A 21,624-nucleotide genomic window follows, 5' to 3' on the forward strand; every position below is an offset into this window, starting at 1 on the left:
CATGACTTTCTTCAAGCAAGCGCGAAATAATTTTCCGTGTTAAAGCGCAATTGCGAACTGGTTAGTATCAATGAAACGAAAAAACCGCCCTGTTGAGGGCGGTTTAAAGGAAATGTCATTCTGGCAGATTAAGCAGCGCGCTGACCGCCACCGCCGCCACCTGTGCGGCGCTTGCGATGGAATGGACGCTTTGGCTTCGCAGCGCCTTCACTACCCGCAGGCTTTGAACCCTGGGAACCCTGACCCGAACGATGTTCGCCAGACTTTGCCATCTTGTTTGCAGGACGGCGATGCTTCTGCGGCACCGAGTGCGAACCAGGCTTGCGGTCCGAACGTGGCTTGTCTTCTCCATCACCGAACTTTGCGACTGGTGCAGGTGCCAGCTTAACAGGCGCTTCCTTGATGGTCAGCTTGTTACGCGTCACACGCTCAACGGCGCGTAGCTTTGTATCTTCCGTTGCTGCATCGTAAAGGGTGATCGAAGCGCCGCTTGCACCGTTACGACCGGTACGGCCAATACGATGCACATAGGTTTCAGGCTCATCTGGCAGGTCGTAATTGACGACATGGCTGATGCCAGGAACGTCAATGCCGCGTGCAGCAATGTCGGTCGCAACCAGAATGCGCAATGTACCATCGCGGAAACCGTTCAACGCGCGCTGGCGGGCGTTCTGCGACTTGTTGCCGTGAATTGCAGCAACATCAAAACCATCGCGTTCGAGATGACGAACGACCGCATCCGCGCCATGCTTGGTGCGCGTGAAGACGATAACCGACTTCATCGCTTTATCGCCAAGAAGACCGGAGAGCAGACGACGCTTATCTCTGGTTGGAACCGGATGCACAACCTGTGTGATTTCAGCGGCAGTTGTACCCTGCGGTGCAACTTCAACGCGTACTGGGGTGCGTAGCAGGCTCTGTGCGAGTTCTGCGATTTCCTTTGGCATTGTTGCCGAGAAAAGCGCTGTCTGGCGGTTCTTATGTGTGCCCTTGGCGATGCGCTTCACATCATTGATGAAGCCCATGTCGAGCATACGGTCAGCTTCATCGAGAACCAGCCAGCGGGTTTCCGACAGATCAACGCAATTTTCGCGGACCAGATCGGTCAGACGACCCGGTGTTGCGATCAGAACGTCCACGCCACCCTGCATGCGCTTGATCTGGCTCAGGCGCGACACACCACCGAGAATAAGCGCGGTGGAGATATGGGCCTGCTTGGCAACAGTGCGAATTGTTTCTTCGATCTGCACAGCCAGTTCGCGGGTTGGTGCGAGGATCAGCGCACGTGCAGTCTTGCCCTTACGCTTGTCGCCAAGTGCAATGATTTTCTGAAGGATCGGCAGGCTGAATGCAGCCGTCTTGCCGGAACCTGTCTGAGCGATGCCCAGAATGTCGCGGCCTTCCAGCTGATGCGGAATGGCCTGCGTCTGGATTGGCTTTGGCTCGGTCATACCAGCAGCTTCAACGCCCTTAAGCAGAACGCCGGTAATACCCAGAGCGGCAAAGCCGCTGGTGCTTTCAGCAATATTTTCAGTCGTCAATTTAAACTCTTTCGGCGGCACCGCAAAGTTGCGGTCCGCTTTAAAACTTCGGACAAGCGCAACTTGCCGAACGGGAATTTCATGGATGTACGACGGGACGCCGGAACAATCCGGTCGACTTGCGCTGCCGTGCCCGAAACCAGCCGGGTCTCCCCTGCTATCAGACCATTCTGACTGCAAGAGGCGAGACGCAACAAGTCCGATTCCGGGAAGGCTGAAACTGTTCAGCCCATGCGCCTGAGCCGCCATATGGGGTATTATGCCCCAAAAAGCAAATGAATTTTGTGTTTAGCTCTATCAGATGATGAAATCTGCAAGCACCTGATTGTCTGTAATATCCTGATAAGCCCAGCCCGCTTCCGCAAACTTCTTTTCAAGAATTTTGAAATTTCCAGCGTTCTTAGTTTCAATGCCAATCAGCACAGAACCAAAATTACGGGCAGACTTCTTCAGATATTCAAAGCGGGCAACGTCGTCTTCTGGTCCAAGCAGGTCGAGGAACGAGCGCAGCGCACCAGGACGCTGCGGGAAGCGGAAGATGAAATATTTCTTGAGACCTTCATAGCGAAGCGCGCGTTCTTTCACGTCCGGCAGGCGTTCAAAATCGAAATTGCCGCCAGAGACAACGATAACAATACGCTTGCCCTTAAGCTCGCTTTTCTTGAAATCCTTGAGTGCATCAATGCCGAGCGCGCCAGCGGGTTCAAGCACAACGCCTTCAATATTCAGCATTTCAACCATTGTGGAGCACAGGCGGTTTTCTGGAACCGTGATCACAGCGCTCTTGTCGAAGCCTTTGAGAAGCTTGAAGTTTTCTTTTCCAATTTCAGCAACCGCAGCGCCGTCGACAAAATTATCAACTTGCGAAAGCTTAATCCGCTTTCCTGCTTCAAGGCTACCTTTAAGGCTTGCAGCACCTCGTGGTTCAACAAAGCGATAAGACGCTTTCCAGCCGATACCATCGAAATACTGTGTCACACCCGCAGACAAGCCACCACCGCCAACTGGCAGAAATACGAAATCTGGCTTTTTGCCATCTGGTAACTGACGTTCGATTTCGAGCGCGACAGTTGCCTGCCCTTCGATGATGCCCTGATGATCAAATGGCGGCACCATAACGCCGCTGTTTTCTGCTGCATATTCCTGTGAAGCGGCATAGCAGACGTCGAAAATATCGCCGATGAGTTTGATTTCAATAAATTCCGCACCAAAAGCGCGGGTCTTGTCGATTTTCTGCTGCGGAGTCGTTACAGGCATGAACACAACGCCCTTGCGGCCAAAATGGCGGCAGGCGAAGGCGAAGCCTTGTGCGTGATTGCCAGCGGATGCGCAGACGAAAACTGCATTTTCATCCGTTGTCTTCACTGCGCGCGAAATGAAGTTGAAAGCGCCGCGTATTTTATACGAACGAACGGGCGTCAGATCTTCACGCTTGAGCCAAATCTCTGCGCCGTATTTCCGTGAAAGATAGTCATTGAGCTGCAATGGTGTCTCTGGAAAGAGCGCACGCATGGCAGTTTCAGCTTGAACTACGGCTTTAACGAAGGCGTTCATCGGTCGGCTTTCTGCATCCATAACAATATTCGCGCATGGCTACATGGCTTTCACGCCGCAAACAAGCGTGAAACGCAAAACATGAGTAAAATTGTTATGTTTTACCGATGAAGACAGGTGGTGCGGTCGGCGGGACTTGAACCCGCAAGCCTAAAAGGCGACGGATTTTAAGTCCGTTGCGTATACCAATTTCGCCACGACCGCAGCTGAGACTTTCTATGTCATGATTTGTGAAGCAAATTCAAGCGGTTTTGAGCAGTTGTAACAACTGGTTTTGATGACAGTGGAAAAAATTTAAAAAATAGCTCGCAACGTTTTCGTTGAATAAAAGTTATATTGATAACAATCAGCCGCATGCGGGGTCTCCAGCTTGAAAAACACAGAAAATCAGTTGCAGCTTTCATCTGCCGGGGATTAACTGTGCATATACAGAATGGAGTCTGGGCATGACGAATACCCCGCAGCAGGCCGTAACGGCTGCAATGCTTGCTATTGGCGATGAACTTCTCTCAGGACGCACCAAAGATAAGAATATTGGCCATTTGGCCGACGTAATGACGGCCGCCGGAATCGATCTCAAAGAGGTTCGCATCGTTCCTGATGATGAAGACGCCATCGTTACAGCGCTCAATGCTTTACGCCCCGGTTATGACTATGTTTTCACCTCGGGCGGAATTGGACCGACCCATGACGATATTACTGCCGATGCTGTATCCCGCGCTTTTGAAGTACCTTGTATCTATGACGAAAAGGCTATGAAGCTGCTGGCGGATAATTATGCCAAGCGCGAACTTGAATTCACGGATTCGCGTAAGCGCATGGCGCGGATGCCACAGGGATCAGAGCATATCGATAACCCAATATCAGCCGCACCCGGCTTTCATATCGGCAATGTTTACGTGATGGCAGGTGTGCCGTCAGTGTTTCAGGCGATGCTCGACAATGTTTTGCCCACGCTAAAAACGGGTCGTAAGCTTTTATCAAAAGCTGTGCGCTGTCCATTTGGTGAAGGTGTGATCGGCGCACCGCTGACGGCAATTCAGAAAGAAAACCCGGAAACAATAATCGGATCATATCCGAAATTTGAAAATGGTCGGTTCAGCACTGAACTCGTGGTCCGTGGCAGTGATGAAGCAAAAATCGACGTGGCAGTTGCTGCAATCGAAGGAATGATTGCAACACTGCAAGAACAAGGTGCAGCGTAAAGGCTCAAACTTTACCTAAGCTTAAAGTGCGCCATATGTTAAAAAGAGAGTATAGCCGGAAGGAGATCTGATATGTCCTACAAAACGGTCGTGGCCTATTCCCGCAGCGAGGCAGAACTGAAGCGGGTGTTGTCCGCAGTTGCTCTTCTGACACGCAGAACGCCTGATATCCATGTTATTGGCCTTTACTCTGTTCCCTCGCCCATCGTTTATGCCGACCCAAATGGTTTTATTGATCCGGGCATGTTTGAGCTGCATGATAAGCAGCACAAAGAAATATCTGAGCATCTGAAAGCGCAGTTTGAAGAAGAAATGCGGCGTCAGGGAATCAATCATGAATTCCGCATCACACGTTCTGAAACCGGAACCGCTGCCGATGGTGTATTAACGTCATGTCTCGGCGCTGAATTGCTCGTTGCAGGTCAGCCTGATCCAGACGATTCAGCGACCAACGATGAAACCGCCGATACGCTGGTGTTTAATTCGAGCTGTCCCGTTCTGTTGGTGCCTCATGCGCCCGTGGTTGCGATGGAAGCCATTGATCGCATCGTAGTCGCATTCAACGGCAAGCGTGAAGCATCACGCGCTGCTTTCGATGCTTTGCCTTTAATGAAACATGCGAGCCGAACGGAATTGGTTTGGATTGATCCACCGGAGCGCGAAGGTGAAGATGAAGCTCTTGCAGGCAGTGAACTGGCTGAAGCCTTGTCGCGTCACGGGGTGGATGTCAGCCTTACACCGCTTGCATCCAATAGCCGCAATGCGCAAGACGTGCTTCGGGAGCATATTATCGCGCACCGCACCGATCTTTTGGTGATGGGTGCATATAGCCATTCGCGATTGCGCGAACTGGTTTTTGGTGGTGTTACCCGTTCAATGTTGAACGACCTTCCCATCCTAACGCTGTTCTCACGCTAAAAATATCCATAGCGCCGGGCTGTTTCATGCAGTCTGGCGCTATATTTTTGGTGTTGAGAGAACGTGCGATCTCACGCCGCTCTTGCGCAAAAGGTGATTTTGCGGTTATCAGCATCACCCGGCGCTGACTGTGCCGGGCGGAGAGCCTTTCCTTCTTGGGCAGCATGCATATGAAATGCTGTGCGCGCATCAGGGAAAGCAGCAGATCCAGACAGTTCAGCGCGAGTGACACCCGTCATCGCGCATTTTTGGTTTGACAGATCCGGAGTGAAACTCGCGGATTTTCCATGGAGCGTTCCGATGTCGTTGCCTGATAAAGCCTTTCCCGTTTCCTGGGATCAGTTCCACCGTGATGCCCGTGCACTCGCCTGGCGTATTGCCGATATGAATCAGGAATGGCGGGCTATCGTCGCCATTACCCGCGGCGGTTTGGTTCCAGCAGCTATTGTTTGCCGCGAACTCGGCATTCGTCTGATCGAAACGGTTTGTGTTGCGTCATATCACGATTACACATCGCAGGGTGAAATGGAGATTCTCAAAGGCATCAGTGCTCCGCTTCTCGAAAATGGCGGTGAAGGCGTGATTGTCGTTGACGACCTGACAGACACCGGCAAAACCGCCGCTATCGTACGCGAAATGATGCCGAAGGCACATTTTGCGACCGTCTATGCAAAGCCGAAAGGCCGCCCGCTGGTCGATACTTTCGTAACGGAAGTCTCGCAGGATACGTGGATTTATTTCCCATGGGATATGGGCTTCACCTATCAGGAACCAATTGCTGGCGCAAAACGCGGCTAAACGAAAATAAATGAAAGTCGATTGCGGTGGTAAAGCTGCCGCAATCGCACTATATTGAAAGTCTGCCGAAATTATATGGAGGCGTAACATCAGGCTTTATAGCTAAAGCGTTGCGTTTACTAATTTAAGCAAGGCCTTAAAAATAAAAGCATTTTAAGCTTCTTATCTCGAGACCCTGTCAAACAAATCCATTGTTATTTTGGCGAATCAATCCATTCTGTTTTGAAAATGGTGGGACTTTCGCGGTGAAAACACAGGCTAAAAAATTTGTTGCAACGGAGAAGCGTATTTTGACGCCTTCTGGCCGTTTGCAGCAAGTTGCGGCTCTTGTTTACCGTTACGAGGCTGAAGAACGACAGGTTCTCGTCATCACCAGTCGCGGAACAGGCCGTTGGGTCATCCCTAAAGGCTGGCCGCAAATCGGTCGTACCCTTGCTGAGACGGCTGCGCGTGAAGCTTATGAAGAGGCTGGCGTGCGCGGAGAGATTTCATCTCATCCGATTGGCAGCTTTGACTATTGTAAAAACGATCTTCCGCCTGAATGCATCAATCAGTTTACCGTGGCAGTTTATGCTTTGCACTTCGTTGAACGTGCGAAGGACTGGCCGGAGCGTGAGCAGCGTATCTGTGAGTGGGTTTCCCCTCGTCAGGCAGCGGAACGTGTGGATGAAGTTGACCTGAAGCGCATTCTTTTGGGCTTTGATGGTTCGCTCACGGCTATTGCTGCGGAATGACAGCCGTATCCGCGTGATAAGTCGCTGTTTTGTCTGATAATCCCTCAATACAATGACCGGTGTTGCTGATTGGCATGTGTCACAGCATTATTTGAGCTGACCTTCATATATCTGTCATTCTCCCCGTTATCCACATTTACCCCCAAGGCTTGATCACAATATCTAGCGGCGGGAGCCATATGGTAAACCAAAGCTTGACGCTCATGTCCGAGTCGTTTTTTATGAGAATGTCGTTGCATACGTAGCGTGGCCGAGCGTAAAATTATGTCGGTCTTTTCTTCAATTTAGTCGGTCGAGTAACGGGCGTAGCGTTGAAAATACGTTTATCGCACGAGATTTTTTGCGTCTAAATTTCAAATGCTTAGCTTGGCGGAAAGATTTCGGTTTATTGGTGTCGATGTCGGATTAATACTAGATTTAGTATTTTTAATCATGATAACATACCAGATAAGCAAAGTCTTATCCGTGAGCATGTATGAATGGCTCTAAAACTGGCCCCATGGCTGGAACGTTCATCATGCCCTGTTTGAGGCATTTGATCGAAAGAATTCTTGAGGAGCTTGCTCCTCGATATGATTGCCCTCCCGCATTGGGGGGACGTTCGAAACGGATTTGCAAGACGCCGGTTGTGGCTGGCGTGCCAAGGCTGAACCGGGGCTGAAATCGATCAGCCCGGTTACTATATATAGAACGTTTGGATGGGACAGATGAAGATCGAACGCCGTTTTACGAAAGAAAACCAGTCAGCTTATGCGGAGATCGAATTTCGCACAGCGACGAGCGAGATCAAGAATCCAGATGGTTCGGTGGTGTTTCGCCTTGAAGGCATCAATGTTCCGGCACAGTTCAGCCAGGTAGCAGCCGATATTCTCGCGCAGAAATATTTCCGCAAAGCCGGTGTCCCTGCTTGCTTGAAAAAAGTTGAAGAGAACGATGTCCCATCGTGGCTCTGGCGTTCGATCCCAGATGAAGATGCTCTTGCAAAGCTTCCCGAAGAAGATCGCTTTGGTTCCGAAATGGACGGCTGCCAGGTTTTTGATCGCCTCGCCGGAACATGGACTTATTGGGGCTGGAAAGGCGGCTATTTCAATTCAGAAGAAGATGCACGCGCTTTCCGCGATGAACTGGCTTATATGCTGGCGACACAACGTGTGGCGCCGAACAGCCCGCAATGGTTCAACACGGGTCTTCATTGGGCTTACGGCATTGATGGTCCGGGTCAGGGGCACTTCTATGTTGACTGGCAGACCGGCAAACTGACCAAATCCAAGTCGGCTTACGAACATCCGCAGCCACATGCCTGTTTCATTCAGTCGGTTGGCGACGATCTGGTAAACGAAGGCGGCATCATGGACCTTTGGGTTCGCGAAGCACGTTTGTTCAAATATGGTTCCGGCACTGGCTCCAACTTCTCGCATCTGCGTGGTGCTGGCGAAAAATTGTCTGGCGGCGGCAAGTCTTCCGGCCTGATGAGCTTCCTCAAGATTGGCGACCGTGCAGCGGGCGCGATCAAGTCAGGCGGTACGACACGTCGCGCAGCCAAGATGGTGGTGGTTGATGTCGATCACCCCGATATTGAAGAATACATCGACTGGAAAGTGAAAGAAGAGCAGAAGGTTGCTGCCCTCGTCACCGGTTCCAAGATCGTAAAGCAGCATCTGACTGCAATAATGAAGGCTTGCGTGAACTGCGAAGCCGATAATGACGATTGTTTTGATGCGTCGAAGAACCCTGTTCTCAAGCGCGAAATCAAGGCTGCTAAGAAGAACCAGGTCCCTGAAAACTACGTCAAGCGCGTCATTCAGTTTGCGCGTCAGGGTTATACGGACATTGAGTTCAAGACCTATGACACCGACTGGGATTCAGAAGCTTATCTGACTGTTTCCGGTCAGAACTCCAACAACTCCGTGTCGCTCAAGGATGAATTCCTGCGCGCTGTTGAAAATGACGGCGACTGGAATCTGACTGCGCGCCGTGACGGCCGCGTGATGAAGACGCTCAAAGCCCGTGATCTTTGGGAAAAGATCGGTTATGCGGCATGGGCTTCGGCTGATCCGGGTCTCCACTTCAACACCACAATGAATGATTGGCACACCTGCCCTGCGGCTGGCCCAATTCGCGCATCCAATCCGTGCTCGGAATATATGTTCCTTGATGACACGGCTTGTAATCTGGCGTCGATCAACCTGCTGACCTATCGAAACAAGGACGGCTCGTTCGACATCGAAGCTTATGAGCACACAGCACGTCTCTGGACGATGGTTCTCGAAATCTCGGTGATGATGGCGCAGTTCCCGTCCAAGGAAATCGCCCGCCTCTCCTATGAATATCGTACGCTTGGTTTGGGCTTCGCCAATATTGGCGGCCTGCTGATGACGTCCGGCATTCCATATGACTCAGACGAAGGTCGTGCGATCTGCGGTGCGTTGACTGCAATCATGACCGGCGTTTCCTATGCGACATCTGCGGAAATGGCCAAGGAACTTGGCGCATTCCCAAGCTATGAGCCAAATGCTCAGAGCATGCTGCGCGTTATCCGCAATCATCGCCGCGCCGCTTATGGTGAGAATGATGGTTATGAAGGTCTGGCCGTTAATCCGGTTGGTCTGATTGCTGAAGATTGCCCTGATCAGAACATGATCATCCGCGCACGTGCTGTATGGGACAAGGCGCTGGAACTTGGTGAAAAACACGGCTACCGCAATGCACAGGCGACTGTTATCGCGCCAACCGGAACGATTGGCCTCGTCATGGATTGCGATACAACTGGTATTGAGCCTGACTTTGCGCTGGTAAAGTTCAAGAAGCTTGCTGGTGGCGGTTATTTCAAGATCATCAACCGCGCCGTTCCTGAAGCACTGCGCACCCTCGGCTATTCTGAAAGCCAGATTGCTGAAATCGAAGCTTATGCAGTCGGTCATGGCAATCTCAATCAGGCACCGGGCGTCAATCCTTCGACACTGAAAGCTAAGGGCTTTACAGATGAGAAGATTGAAGCACTGAATGCTGCGCTCAAGAGCGCTTTCGACATCAAGTTTGCTTTCAACAAATGGACGCTGGGCGAAGATTTCTGCAAAGACGTCTTGAAGCTGACCGATGAGCAGCTCAACGACTTCTCGTTTGAAATGCTGCCAGCAATTGGCTTTGGCAAAAAGGAAATCGAAGCAGCAAATGTTCATGTTTGCGGTGCGATGACCCTTGAAGGTGCTCCTTTCCTCAAAGAAGAGCATTACGCCGTATTTGATTGCGCCAATCCGTGCGGCAAAATCGGCAAGCGTTATCTTTCGGTCGAAAGCCACATCTGGATGATGGCAGCGGCACAGCCGTTCATTTCGGGTGCAATCTCGAAGACCATCAACATGCCAAATGAAGCAACGGTTGAAGATTGTAAGAGTGCCTACTTGCTTTCATGGAAGTTGGCTCTCAAGGCCAATGCGCTTTATCGCGACGGCTCCAAGCTTTCGCAGCCGCTCAATGCATCGCTGATCTCGGATGATGAAGACGAAGATGATGCCGTTGAAGCGCTGATCGAAGCGCCTGCTGCTGCACGCGCTGTTCAGATCACAGAACGCGTTGTTGAAAAGGTCATCGAAAAGATCGTTCATGAGCGTGAAAAGCTGCCGAACCGTCGTCAGGGTTACACCCAAAAGGCAGTCGTCGGCGGTCACAAGGTTTACCTGCGTACAGGTGAATTTGGGAATGGTCGCCTCGGTGAAATCTTCATCGATATGCACAAAGAAGGCGCCGCCTTCCGTGCAATGATGAACAACTTCGCCATCGCTGTATCGCTTGGTCTGCAATATGGCGTGCCGCTCGAAGAATATGTTGAGGCATTCACCTTCACGAAGTTCGAGCCTGCTGGCATGGTCATCGGCAACGATGCGATCAAGACAGCTACGTCGATTATTGATTATGTGTTCCGTGAACTGGCTGTGTCCTATCTTGGCCGCAATGACCTTGCGCATGTCGATACCAGCGACTTCTCGAACACCGCACTTGGCAAGGGCATTCAGGAAGGCAAGACCAATCTCGTTTCGACCGGCTGGACACGCGGCTACAAGCCAACGCTCGTGTCGAACACACAGGCCGGTACTGAATCAAAGGGTTCGGTCACATCGGCACCGCAAGGTTCCAATGTTACCACGCTGAAAGCGTCTGCGACACGCGCGGCAACTGTTGGTCTGGCAACGGATGGGGCAACTGCGCTGAAGCGTGAGTTTGAACAACAGCCAACGACTGCACCGCAGCAGGATAATGTCGCGGCAACGGAATTGTTTTCCGACAAGGCAGCGGCTGATGCAGCATCTGCGCGAGCTGAGACAAACAGTGCGGCTAAGAAGCTTGAGGCCGACCGTCGTATCAAGTCGATGATGCAGGGTTATACGGGAGATAGCTGCTCCGAATGTCAGAACTTCACCATGGTTCGCAATGGCACTTGCCTGAAATGCGACACCTGTGGCTCCACGAGCGGTTGCAGTTAATCTGAAGTTTAATTGAATATAAAAAACAGGCCGGATAATTCCGGCCTGTTTTGTTTTGGTACATCTGAATTCTTTTTCTTAAGCACCAGACTTCAGAAAAAAATCATATTAAAAATTGGAACCCTATTCGCATCTCTACGTTCAACTAATGGAACAAGATGAACAAAGGAGATGATTATGCTTAGAACAACACTGCTGACAACGACATGTGCGCTGCTGATTAGTGGTTCGGCTTTTGCCCAGACAGCGTCTCCCGCACCGACTGAAGCTGCGCCTGCGCCTGCTGCCGCAGAGCTTCCAGTCTCTTCGCAGAACATGTTTGGTAGCCCGCCAGCCGCAGAATCCGAAAAGATTGGTTTTGTGGAAGCGAAAGATGGACAGCTGCTCGTTTCGAGCTTCATCGGACAGACAGTCTATGAAAGTGATGCAGCCGATGCAGCCTCTGTCGGTAATCTCAATGATTTGATCGTTAGCCCCGACGGTGAAGTGCAGGCCGCAGTGATCGGCGTTGGCGGTTTCTTGGGCGTTGGCCAGAAGGATGTGGCCGTAAGCCCTGACCAGTTGCAGCTTGCAACACGGAGTGACGGTAAGAAATGGTTGGTGATCAAGGCTACTAAGGATCAGCTAACCGAGGCACCTGCCTTTGATCGTTCAGTGCTGTTTGTTGATGGTGTAGCCGACCCAGCCGCAGCGGGCGCAACAAATGCACCAGCGGCTGATCCTGCTCCGGCAGCACCTGCTGCGCCAGCGCAGTAAAGAAAAATACCCATTATATCGCGATAAAAATCCCGGCCACTGGTCGGGATTTTCTTTGAAACGAGGCCGAAAGGTTGATTTCAGAAGTTCACACACGTAGGACTCGTGAAAATCACCAAGCTATACGGGAAAATATATTGTCGGAATTTTTTATTGCCCACCCATGGGCGCAGACGCTTGCAGCCCTTACAGGTCTTTTCCTTGCAGCCTTTGTGACAAATTTTCTCATCAAAGCGATATTGCTGAAAGTTCTCGACCGAATTGTCCAGAAGACTGCTTTTGGTCAGGATGAAGAACTCAAACAGCACGGTGTGATTGCGCATTTGGCTAACATTGTGCCGGCACTGATCATTGCAACGGGCATTGTGGCTGTGCCTGAACTTCCGCAGACTGTATTAAAAGTCATCAGCAATGTTGCTATTGCCTTCATTATTTTAACGCTAGCCTTTACCGTCAGTGCGGCTCTGAGCGTTGTCGACACACTCTATAGCCGCCGTGAAGAATCCAAAGATCGTCCGATCAAGGGCTACGTACAGGTCAGCAAACTGGTGATTTACCTCGTCGCGGTGGTGCTGATCATCGCGACGCTTCTGGATCGTTCGCCTGTGATCCTGCTGTCAGGTGTTGGTGCCATGGCTGCGGTGCTTATTCTGGTTTTTCAGGATACGCTGCTTTCGCTTGTCGCCAGTATGCAGATTGCCTCATCAAATATGGTGCGCGTCGGCGACTGGATCGAGATGAAAAATCTTGATGCCAATGGCGACGTGGTGGAAATTGCGCTTTATACTGTCAAAGTTCAGAATTTCGATAAAACGATCACTACAATTCCAATTCGCAAGCTCATCACCGAGCCGATGAAAAACTATCGCGGAATGCAGCAATCGGGTGGCCGTCGCATTAAGCGTGCGCTTTTCATCGATCAGGCGACAATCCGCTTTTTGAGCGAAGATGAGCTTCATAGTCTGGCTTCTATCGATCAACTGACGGGCTATCTGTCGAAGAAGGAAAAGGAAATCGCTGACTGGAATGCCAAGCTTGGCGATAAGGCAAAGAACCCGGTCAATACGCGTCGCTTCACCAATATTGGCACGTTCCGCGCCTATGTCGAAACCTATCTGCGGAATCATCCCAACGTTCACAAGGGCATGACGCTGCTTGTACGCCAGATGGACCCGACGCCGGATGGTTTGCCGCTTGAAGTCTATTGCTTCACCAACACGACCGTCTGGGCATCTTACGAGCAGATCCAGTCTGATATTTTTGATCATCTCTATGCGGTTATGCCTGAATTTGGCCTCTATCCATTCCAGAACCCAAGCGGCGGCGATTTCCGGAAGCTCAATCTTGTGGACCTCACTCCATCTTCTGCAAAGCCTGAATGATAGCAGCCTGAAGTTCAGGAACCTTATATCCAGTGCGTGATGGCGTGAGGCCAAGGCGAACAATGGCGAGGTTCATGGATGGTACGATGATCAGGCTTTGACCATCGTGACCCGACATCCAGAAGGCATCCGCCGGAATGCCTTCTGTACCGGCTTTAACGCCCGCAGTTTGCAGCCAGGTCTGCGCTGATCCGTAGCGACCATCAGAGGCCTTGGATGGCTCCTGCATCAGTTGAATGAAATCTTCGCTTAGAAGCTGTTTGTCGCCCACTTTGCCTTTATCGAGCAGCAGGCGGGCGATGGAAAGCCAATCATGGGCATTGGCATAAAGATAAGATGAACCAACAGGAACGCCGCTGGCATCAGCTTCGAGTGTGGCGCTCGCAATGCCCAATGGCTCAAAAAGTGTGGTTTGCGCATAGGTCAGCGCCTGTTCGGGTGTATCAAAGCTTTCCATGTAAAGCCTTGATAAAATGTTGGCCGTACCGCTGGAATAGTTGAATTTGGTGCCGGGCTGTGCTTCGAGCGGAAGTGAGGCCGCTAATCCGGTCATATTGTTTTCGAGGAACAGCATACGCGTTACGTCGGTGACGTTGCCATAATCCTCATCAAATTTGAGGCCGCTTTCCATTGCCAGCAAATCTGCAAGCCTGATCTTAGATCGGTCGCCGCCTTCCCATTCCGGCAAAAGATGATCGCGCTGCAAATCCATTTTGCCTTCAGCAATGCGCATGCCAATCAGTGTTGCCATAACAGATTTTGTCATCGACCAGCCAAGCAGCGGTGTGTTGGCATCAAAGCCCGGCCCGTAGGTTTCAGCGATGATCTGGCCGTCTTTCAACACGGCAATCGCACGCATCCCCGACCCGGCCAATGCTGGATTTTCAATAATGTTTTGTATTGCCGGATTGATATTCACATCGGCAATGAGCGCTGCCGCATCCATAGGCTGATTCAATGAAGGACGCAGATCGGCGTCGTGCACATTGGCGCAGCCAAATCCCGGGCGATAAACGGCCTTGCTCGGTGCAAAGAAACCGAAAATATGGGAGGTAACTGTCTCGCTGGTATGATCGACTGAAACATCGACAAATTTCAGTAAAGGGTGACCGGGAGCCTGCACATCAAGAGCCAGCACTTCTTGCGGATCACGATTGGCCAGAAAGACATTCGAGCAGACGATTTTGGCAGCATAGCCGGTGCCAACTTTAAGAAGCTCGGGCGGGCGAAAACCAAGCCATAAGACAACAGCCAGAATAACAAGAAGGAGAATGGAACCGGTAACTTTCAAAAAGCGCATCGCATTTCCTCTTTGATACTAAAATGACTAACTGCCTTTCGTGAGCCAGTTATCTATGCCGTTCGCCGCCGCTAAGCCCGTTGCAAAACATGCGGTCAGAAGATAGCCGCCAGTCGGCGCTTCCCAGTCAATCATCTCGCCAGCGACAAACGTGCCCGGCAATTTGGTGAGCATGTAATGCTCGTCGATCTCACTCCATTCTATGCCACCAGCCGAGGATATAGCTTCCTCAATCGGGCGCGTACGAACGAGCGGAATTGCAAGTGCCTTAATGGACTGCGCAAGCTTGCCCGGGGCTTTGTCGCGCTGAAATTCAAGCACGAGGGCTGCTTTAACGCCCGTAAGTCCCGCACCTTTTCGCAATAGATTACTGATACTTAGCTTCTTATCCTGACGCGATAGATCATGCGTTAGGCGTTCAAGTGTGCGACCCGGCGCAAGATCGAGAATAAGGCCTGCATGACCGTCACATTGCAACGCATCACGTAAAGCACTTGAATGCGCATAGACAAGACTGCCTTCCACACCGCCGCGTGTGATCACAAACTCACCCTGAGTAACAGCTGCCTCGCTGGTGATGGTCACAGACTTAACCGGCTCACCTTCGAAACGCTCGGCAAAAAAATCGCTCCAGTTTACATCAAAGCCGCAATTGGCAGGGCGCATTGGAGCGGACAGAATGCCCTGCTTCGTAAATGGTTCAACCCATGCACCATTCGAGCCAAGTTTTGGCCAACTCGCACCGCCAAAGGCAAAGAGTGCTGCGTCACAGCTTATGGCCTCTGTACCTGTCGACGTTTCGATGACTGGCTTTCCATTCTCAAAACCTGTCCACTTATGGCGGGTGAGAATTTTGACGCCTTGTTCTTCCAGTCGCTTTATCCATGCGCGCAATAGCGGCGATGCTTTCATGGCTTTTGGAAAGACACGACCGGATGAACCAACAAAGGTTTCCGCACCCAGCGCATCTGCCCAGTCGCGCAAATTCTGCGGCGTGAACTTTTCCAAAGCAGACCGGAGGCGCTCATTGCTCGCACCATAGCGTTGCACAAATTGAGCGAAATCTTCCGAATGGGTGATATTGAGGCCGGACTTTCCAGCGAGCAGAAACTTGCGCCCGACGGTTGGCATCTGCTCATAAACACTAACGGAATACCCAAGCTCGGACAAATGTTCGGCGGCAAAAAGCCCTGCTGGCCCGCCGCCGAAAATTGCAATCACGCGCTTACGCATCGCTGTCTGCACCGCGTTCAGGCATTAATCTTCTTTCTCCAGCATCTCTTTAACAGCAGTTGCTAACTGCTTGAGAGAGAATGGCTTTGGCAAGAAACCAAACTTGGCATCCGCTGGCAGATTGCGCGCAAATGCGTCTTCTGCATAACCAGAAACGAAGATGAACTTGATGTCTGGATGGGTCTTGCGCAATTCTCGCAGCAGCGTTGGTCCATCCATTTCTGGCATCACAACGTCTGAAACAACAATGTCCACCTCGCCGTTGAGTTCTTCCAGAACCTCAAGCGCTTCAACACCGGATGCTGCTTCGTGCACGGTATAGCCACGCGATTGCAGCGCACGCACGCCGCCCATACGCACAGCATCTTCGTCTTCAACAAGAAGCACGGTGGCAGAGCCGGAAAGATCGGCCGCCTTTTCGACCTTCTTTTCCTTGACTGCGACAGGCGCATTGTCTGCGCCCTTTTCTTCGATATGGCGCGGCAGGAAGATTTTGAAGGTTGTGCCTTTGCCGACTTCTGAATCGCAATAGATGAAGCCGCCGGTCTGCTTGATGATGCCATAGACCATCGAAAGGCCAAGGCCCGTGCCCTTGCCTACTTCCTTGGTGGTGAAGAACGGCTCGAAGATTTTTTCGAGCACATCGGCCGGAATGCCGGTGCCGCTGTCTTCCACTTCAAAAACAACATAATCGGCTTCAGGCAGTTCGCGATAGTTGAGCTTTGCCGATTCCGAGGCTGTGACATTGCGCGTGCGTAGCGTGATTTCGCCACCCTCTGGCATTGCGTCACGCGCGTTAACAGCCAGATTGACCGCAACCTGCTCAAACTGGCCAAGATCAGCCTTCACCGGCCAAACATCGCGTCCATGCTCAATCTTGAGTGCAATATCCTTGCCCACCAGACGGGCCAGCAGCATACGCAGATCAGCCAGAACATCGGTGAGGTCAAGAACCTCTGGACGCAGCGTCTGGCGACGTGAGAACGCCAGCAACTGCCGTACGAGCGAAGCTGCACGGTTGGCATTCTGCTTGATGTTCATGACGTCAGGGAAGGACGGATCAGACGCGCGATAATTGCTCAACAGCAGATCTGACGACATGATGATCGCAGTCAACACGTTGTTGAAATCGTGCGCGATACCGCCAGCCAATTGGCCGACTGCCTGCATCTTCTGGCTTTGTGCCATCTGATTTTCGAGCGCTTTCTGCTCGGTGGTTTCCACGGCAGATATAATCGCTGCTTCTTCGCTGGTTTCGCCAAGATCGGTAACAGCGCTGAGGTAGAAGCGGATGTGACGATCTTCATTGCCCGGAAGCACCGTATCAACGGGCGAAATACTTGCCTGCCCTGCGAAAGCCGCCGCAAGCGCCTTGTTGAAGGTTTCGCGGTCACGCTCATGCACAACATTTTCAAGCTTCACACGGTTATCGACCGCATCACGATCAACCACTGGCGCAAAAATATCGAGGAAACGCGCATTGGTGCGCAGCGTATGGCCTTCGGCATCAACCGCAGCAATTGCCATCGGAGCTGAATTGAAGAAGCGCGTGAAGCGCACTTCGGCAGAACGCAGTGCGGCGGATGAATCTTCGCCCTCTGCACGATCCAGAACAATTGTGCGGCTTGTGCCGCGCGTGCCATCGCGCGCAGCCTGAACGCGGTGATAAAACCGAACCGCAAGGCTCTGACCATTGCGCTTGATAAGATCAAGATCAATCACGGTGTTGCGGCTGGTGCCCGGCTCTGCCTTGACGGCCTTGATGAGCGCCATGCCACTGCCCGCAACAATGTCTTTCAACGTAAGCGAACCCGGCGTGAATTGCGTCAGGTCAACGCCAAGCCATTCGGCAAGTGTTGCATTGAGATAAATTATCCGGCCCGAAGGATCAGCCGAGAAAAAGCCTGCAGGTGCATGATCGAGATGATTGATAGCTTCCTGCAATTCCTGAAAGAAGCGCTCCTGTTCGGCGCGTTCGTCTGAAATGTCGGCAATCTGCCAGGCGACGAGCTGACCTTTATAGTCCTGTCCGCCATCAACCGGGCGTGCTTTGATGCGATACCAGACCGGCGATGCGGAGCTTTGACCATCCCGCGAAAGACCACCAGAAATGCGCACTTCTTCTTGCGCAGAAAGCCCATCGCGCACCGCATTTGTCAGGCGATAGATTGCGTCAGACGCTGCCGGTTCACTTGTCAGAATATTATCAAGCGAGCGCACGCCATCAGCTGCCGCTACACCGGTCATTCCAGCATAAGCGTTGTTTGCATAGACGATCTGGCCACGCGCATCGGAAATAACGGTACCTTCCGGCATCGTATCCATAAAACGATGCTCAAGATCCCGCTCGCCATGGCGTTGGCCGAACTCGATCAATCCAGTTGCAGCGCCAAAAAGATAGAACACGCCGATCATCGACAGAATGCCCATCAAAACGATAGCAAATCCATCGCCAAGCTGATCGCGAAACACGAAATAGACGAGTGCTGCAACTGTCAGCACAATGCCGATGATCAGCAGCCGCAAAGCTGAACTTGAGCCACGCTTCGGCATGACGAGCGGTTTCGGATAATTATTGTCCGTCGGTCGCGACATCAGGCCCACTGCCCTTTCATGCTGTTTAGCTGAACTACAAGGGCCGCAAATCGTCCCGCTGCTGTTTGTTTCAGCTTAAGCGCTATCTTATTCATCAAGCAAAACCAATCACGTTCCCTGCTTCGTTTTCCAGCTTTATATCTTGTGCCAGATTTTGACGCATATTGCAGGGTATATACGATTCGCAGAATGCGTTAATCGCCCGGCAGCACAAGCTTGCAGACCTTAAATCAGCGTGGAATGGCGCGTTTTGCACTGTTTTGGCTGGGGATCATATGTTTCAGCCAAATGGATGGAACATTCCCAAGTGAGACAAATTGAATTAGTGTTGCATAAGAAATGCGTTGTCCGTGATTTGTGGCTTGGGGATTGAGGCGCGGGGAATGGTAGTTTCCGTCACGGACATTGTTGGTTTTAGTATGAGAGGGTTACCCGCATGAAAGAATGGCTCAGCGGTCTTGTTGGGGAAAGTGCTGCAAATATTATCGGCTTTATTCTCATTTTTGCGATCATTCTCGGCGGAATTTTCGTTGTTCTGAGCATTATCCGTCGGTTCAGTGGCAATAGTTTTTCCACGAATGGTCGAACAGGCCGTCAGCCAAGGCTTTCAGTCATGGATGCAGCAGCTGTTGATGGGCGCCGCAAGCTGGTTCTGATCCGCCGCGATGATGTCGAACACCTTCTGCTGATCGGTGGCCCTACTGATGTTGTCGTTGAGCAAAACATCGTCATGGAAGCCCGCGCTAATCCGCGTTTGCAGCCTTCGCGTATCGAGCCGGAACACATTGAGCGCTTCCGTCAGCATGAAGCCAGCGTGACATCGGAGGTTGCAGAGCGTCCAGCACTTGCTCAACCTGTTGCTCAAGTGGTTGAAAAAGACGAAGCCATTCAGCTCAATTCTCCAATTGAGCCAGTTGCACAGCGCAAACCTGAACCAGTTCAGCAGATTGCTCCTGAAGCCCAGCAATTTCGTGCACCTCCGCGCCCTCCGGTAGCGCCGCCTGTAACCCCAGTTGCCCTACAGGCTCCGAAAAAGGTTGAAGCACCAGTGGTCGCTGTTCCAGCGCGTCCACAGCCGCCTCGCCCAGCTCCTAATTATCCGCCGCAGCCGCGCACTGTTCTTCCAGCCGCGCATCCGTCTGAGCAGCCGCAATCGCCGCGTCTGCATCCAGCCTATCCACTAAGTCAGGTTTCCCGCGGCGTTTTGAGTTCAACGTCCGCAGCCAGTGCTGCCGCTGCTGCGAGCGTTGCAGCTGCCAATCTTGGCAATGTCACGCCAGCCAATGAACAGACGACGAGCCCACAGGTTACTGCACCTGAGGTTAGCCCGGCTGCAACAGTTGTGCCGACGTTCAGATCAGAACCAGAGCCGATCGTCTCAACAGTTAAAGAAGAACCAGTTGTCGTCATTGCTTCAGAGCCAGAACCGCAGTTTGAAGACGATCTGGGTGATATTGGCGGCGCGCTGCACGATGCTATCATGGCTGATCTTGCGGCAGATGGCGGCGATATTGCAGGTAACAAAGAACCTGAAATGCTCGAAATCGATATTTTCGAGGAAGAGCTGCTTGGCTCGCTCGACATTTCTCCAAATGGCCGCAAGCCGGATGACAGTATTGAGGACGAAATGGAAAAACTGCTCGGTGAACTCACCAGCGATGAAACCCGTAAGTTCTGATTAAATACGTGATCTGAAAAAGGGCGTCGGCAGAAATGCTGACGCCCTTTGCGTTTGACTGAGAAGCCAAAGAAAAAAGGCTGCGAAAACGCAGCCTTAAAAATTTCTGTTCGACTGAAATAAATCAATCGTCGCGATAAACCTTTTCGCGGCGCTCGTGGCGCTCTTGTGCTTCAATGGAAAGCGTTGCGATTGGTCGTGCATCCAGCCGTTTCAAACTGATTGGATCGCCGGTCTCCTCACAAAAACCGTAAGTCCCCTCGTCAATACGGCCTATGGCTGAATCGATTTTGGAAATCAGTTTGCGCTGTCTGTCACGTGCGCGAAGTTCAATGGCCCGATCCGTTTCGGAGGATGCCCTATCCGCCAGGTCCGGGTGGTTTGCATTTTCCTGCTGTAACGCGTCGAGAGTTTCGCGCGCTTCGCGCAGAATATCATTCCTCCATGCAATAAGCTTTCCACGGAAGTAAGACTTCTGCCGTTCATTCATGAACGGCTCGTCTTCAGTGGGCCTATAGTCAAGGTCGATCAATTCACTCATTCTGAATTACCCCACATCTAGGAGACGCGTGCGGTATATAAGTCGATCACAGCGATGACACAACATTAAACACACGCTGCATGCTATTTTTTAATTCATCAAAATTATGTGATTATGATGAATTTATAAGCAACTAAAATTGAAAATATAAATAATTCGATTTTATTTTGATAAAACGCTTGAAATCAGCAGTCTTAGAACTCTTTACGAAACATAATTACCGGATCAGGACAATCCTTGATCGATCTTATGCCCAATATTCAAGCAAAACTACCTGTGCATATTTATTCTTTTCGTAGATAAATTGGCTGAAATGGGAAACCCTATCCCTATTTTGAAGCAATTGTGGCATGAAATGTGTTCGTTTCTCCTCAAAATTTGCCCAGGAGTCCATGATGAGTCGCCTCTTTCTTCTTCGCCATGCAAAAGCAATCTGGCCAAAACCAGCCATGAAGGACTTTGACAGATCGTTGGATGAAGAGGGCATAGCTTCACTGGATGGACTGGCAAATGTGATGAAATCATCTGGCGCGCTTCCAGACAGGATTGTTTTGTCCGCTTCTTCCAGAACCCGCGAAACGGCGTTTGGATTAGTCGAGCGACTTGGTATCGATGTTGAGACGGTCATCGATCAGACCTTTTATAGCGGCGGCGCTGGTGAATATTTGCAGGCTATAAAGAACAATTCGAGCTCCGAGCAGTTAATGCTGGTCGGGCATAATCCGAGTATAGAAGATCTCGCACTGGCGCTTACAGGTGATGGTGATCAGCAAAGCATAGCACGGCTTGAGGCAGGTTTTCCCACGGCTGCACTCGCAACATTCACATTTGATGGCCCCTTGTCGCAGATTGCGCAGAAGCAAGGATTTCTGGAAAGTTTTGTTGTTCCGCGCTGATTGCGCAAACCA

General features: G+C 51.4%; 14 protein-coding genes, 1 tRNA gene and 1 pseudogene. 9 read left to right on the top strand and 7 right to left on the bottom strand.

What is annotated here, in order from left to right:
* Positions 1-128 precede the first annotated feature (128 nt).
* From J2782_RS03125 to J2782_RS03135, 3 genes and pseudogenes are all read right to left on the bottom strand, one after another.
* A pseudogene (locus J2782_RS03125) lies at positions 129-1,790 on the bottom strand (DEAD/DEAH box helicase).
* Between the two features lie 48 nt (positions 1,791-1,838).
* Complete coding sequence (gene ilvA / locus J2782_RS03130) at positions 1,839-3,095, bottom strand: threonine ammonia-lyase IlvA (protein WP_310010086.1); 1,257 nt, start codon at positions 3,093-3,095, stop codon at positions 1,839-1,841.
* Positions 3,096-3,213: 118 nt separating this feature from the next.
* Positions 3,214-3,299, bottom strand: a tRNA-Leu gene (locus J2782_RS03135).
* Positions 3,300-3,541: 242 nt separating this feature from the next.
* Between J2782_RS03135 and J2782_RS03140 the strand changes: the two genes are divergently transcribed.
* The 7 genes from J2782_RS03140 to J2782_RS03170 all read left to right on the top strand — a co-directional run bounded on the left by J2782_RS03140 (position 3,542) and on the right by J2782_RS03170 (position 13,369).
* Complete coding sequence (locus tag J2782_RS03140; RefSeq protein WP_310010087.1) at positions 3,542-4,300, top strand: competence/damage-inducible protein A; 759 nt, start codon at positions 3,542-3,544, stop codon at positions 4,298-4,300.
* A 72-nt stretch (positions 4,301-4,372) separates the two neighbouring features.
* Positions 4,373-5,218: a universal stress protein gene (locus J2782_RS03145; RefSeq protein WP_310010088.1), complete on the top strand. Its 846-nt coding sequence runs from the start codon at positions 4,373-4,375 to the stop codon at positions 5,216-5,218.
* Positions 5,219-5,518: 300 nt separating this feature from the next.
* Complete coding sequence (gpt, locus tag J2782_RS03150) at positions 5,519-6,016, top strand: xanthine phosphoribosyltransferase (protein WP_250040706.1); 498 nt, start codon at positions 5,519-5,521, stop codon at positions 6,014-6,016.
* Positions 6,017-6,261: 245 nt separating this feature from the next.
* Positions 6,262-6,750, top strand: a complete 489-nt coding sequence (locus tag J2782_RS03155) for an NUDIX hydrolase (RefSeq protein ID WP_310010089.1) — start codon at positions 6,262-6,264, stop codon at positions 6,748-6,750.
* Positions 6,751-7,457: 707 nt separating this feature from the next.
* Positions 7,458-11,231, top strand: a complete 3,774-nt coding sequence (locus J2782_RS03160; RefSeq protein ID WP_310010090.1) for a vitamin B12-dependent ribonucleotide reductase — start codon at positions 7,458-7,460, stop codon at positions 11,229-11,231.
* Positions 11,232-11,408: 177 nt separating this feature from the next.
* A complete protein-coding gene (locus J2782_RS03165) occupies positions 11,409-11,987 on the top strand; it encodes a PRC-barrel domain-containing protein (protein WP_310010091.1) in 579 nt (192 codons plus the stop codon).
* 137 nt (positions 11,988-12,124) lie between these two features.
* On the top strand, positions 12,125-13,369 hold the full coding sequence (locus J2782_RS03170) for a mechanosensitive ion channel family protein (RefSeq protein ID WP_310010092.1): 1,245 nt from the start codon (positions 12,125-12,127) through the stop codon (positions 13,367-13,369).
* On the opposite strand, the gene J2782_RS03175 is transcribed toward J2782_RS03170, so the two are convergent.
* The 3 genes from J2782_RS03175 to cckA are packed head-to-tail and all read right to left on the bottom strand — an operon-like array spanning position 13,341 to position 18,497.
* Positions 13,341-14,669 (bottom strand): serine hydrolase domain-containing protein, encoded by a 1,329-nt coding sequence (locus J2782_RS03175; protein ID WP_310010093.1) that lies wholly within the window; start codon positions 14,667-14,669, stop codon positions 13,341-13,343. The genes J2782_RS03170 and J2782_RS03175 overlap by 29 nt on opposite strands.
* A 27-nt stretch (positions 14,670-14,696) precedes the next feature.
* A complete protein-coding gene (locus tag J2782_RS03180) occupies positions 14,697-15,902 on the bottom strand; it encodes a TIGR03862 family flavoprotein (RefSeq protein ID WP_310010094.1) in 1,206 nt (401 codons plus the stop codon).
* Positions 15,903-15,926: 24 nt separating this feature from the next.
* Positions 15,927-18,497: a cell cycle histidine kinase CckA gene (cckA, locus tag J2782_RS03185; protein WP_310010095.1), complete on the bottom strand. Its 2,571-nt coding sequence runs from the start codon at positions 18,495-18,497 to the stop codon at positions 15,927-15,929.
* 436 nt (positions 18,498-18,933) lie between these two features.
* Between cckA and J2782_RS03190 the strand changes: the two genes are divergently transcribed.
* The gene (locus J2782_RS03190) at positions 18,934-20,175 is read left to right on the top strand and encodes a flagellar biosynthetic protein FliO (RefSeq protein WP_310010096.1); all 1,242 of its coding nucleotides are present in this window, start codon (positions 18,934-18,936) and stop codon (positions 20,173-20,175) included.
* Positions 20,176-20,299: 124 nt separating this feature from the next.
* Here the strand turns inward: J2782_RS03190 and dksA are convergent, their stop codons facing one another.
* Positions 20,300-20,716, bottom strand: a complete 417-nt coding sequence (gene dksA, locus J2782_RS03195; protein ID WP_250040726.1) for an RNA polymerase-binding protein DksA — start codon at positions 20,714-20,716, stop codon at positions 20,300-20,302.
* A gap of 395 nt (positions 20,717-21,111) precedes the next feature.
* Here dksA and J2782_RS03200 point away from each other — a divergent pair, with 395 nt between their 5' ends.
* Entirely contained in the window at positions 21,112-21,612 is a 501-nt protein-coding gene (locus J2782_RS03200; RefSeq protein WP_310011052.1) for a SixA phosphatase family protein, read from the top strand.
* Positions 21,613-21,624: the final 12 nt, after the last annotated feature.

It is taken from the genome of Brucella pseudogrignonensis (assembly GCF_031454375.1).
GTDB classification, from domain to species: Bacteria; Pseudomonadota; Alphaproteobacteria; order Rhizobiales; family Rhizobiaceae; genus Brucella; species Brucella pseudogrignonensis_A.

Coding starts and splice junctions, on each gene's coding strand:
- ilvA (WP_310010086.1), bottom strand. CDS start 3,095: ATGAACGCCTTCGTTAAAGCCGTAGTTCAAGCTGAAACTGCCATGCGT.
- J2782_RS03140 (WP_310010087.1), top strand. CDS start 3,542: ATGACGAATACCCCGCAGCAGGCCGTAACGGCTGCAATGCTTGCTATT.
- J2782_RS03145 (WP_310010088.1), top strand. CDS start 4,373: ATGTCCTACAAAACGGTCGTGGCCTATTCCCGCAGCGAGGCAGAACTG.
- gpt (WP_250040706.1), top strand. CDS start 5,519: ATGTCGTTGCCTGATAAAGCCTTTCCCGTTTCCTGGGATCAGTTCCAC.
- J2782_RS03160 (WP_310010090.1), top strand. CDS start 7,458: ATGAAGATCGAACGCCGTTTTACGAAAGAAAACCAGTCAGCTTATGCG.
- J2782_RS03165 (WP_310010091.1), top strand. CDS start 11,409: ATGCTTAGAACAACACTGCTGACAACGACATGTGCGCTGCTGATTAGT.
- J2782_RS03175 (WP_310010093.1), bottom strand. CDS start 14,669: ATGCGCTTTTTGAAAGTTACCGGTTCCATTCTCCTTCTTGTTATTCTG.
- J2782_RS03180 (WP_310010094.1), bottom strand. CDS start 15,902: ATGCGTAAGCGCGTGATTGCAATTTTCGGCGGCGGGCCAGCAGGGCTT.
- cckA (WP_310010095.1), bottom strand. CDS start 18,497: ATGTCGCGACCGACGGACAATAATTATCCGAAACCGCTCGTCATGCCG.
- J2782_RS03190 (WP_310010096.1), top strand. CDS start 18,934: ATGAAAGAATGGCTCAGCGGTCTTGTTGGGGAAAGTGCTGCAAATATT.
- dksA (WP_250040726.1), bottom strand. CDS start 20,716: ATGAGTGAATTGATCGACCTTGACTATAGGCCCACTGAAGACGAGCCG.
- J2782_RS03200 (WP_310011052.1), top strand. CDS start 21,112: ATGAGTCGCCTCTTTCTTCTTCGCCATGCAAAAGCAATCTGGCCAAAA.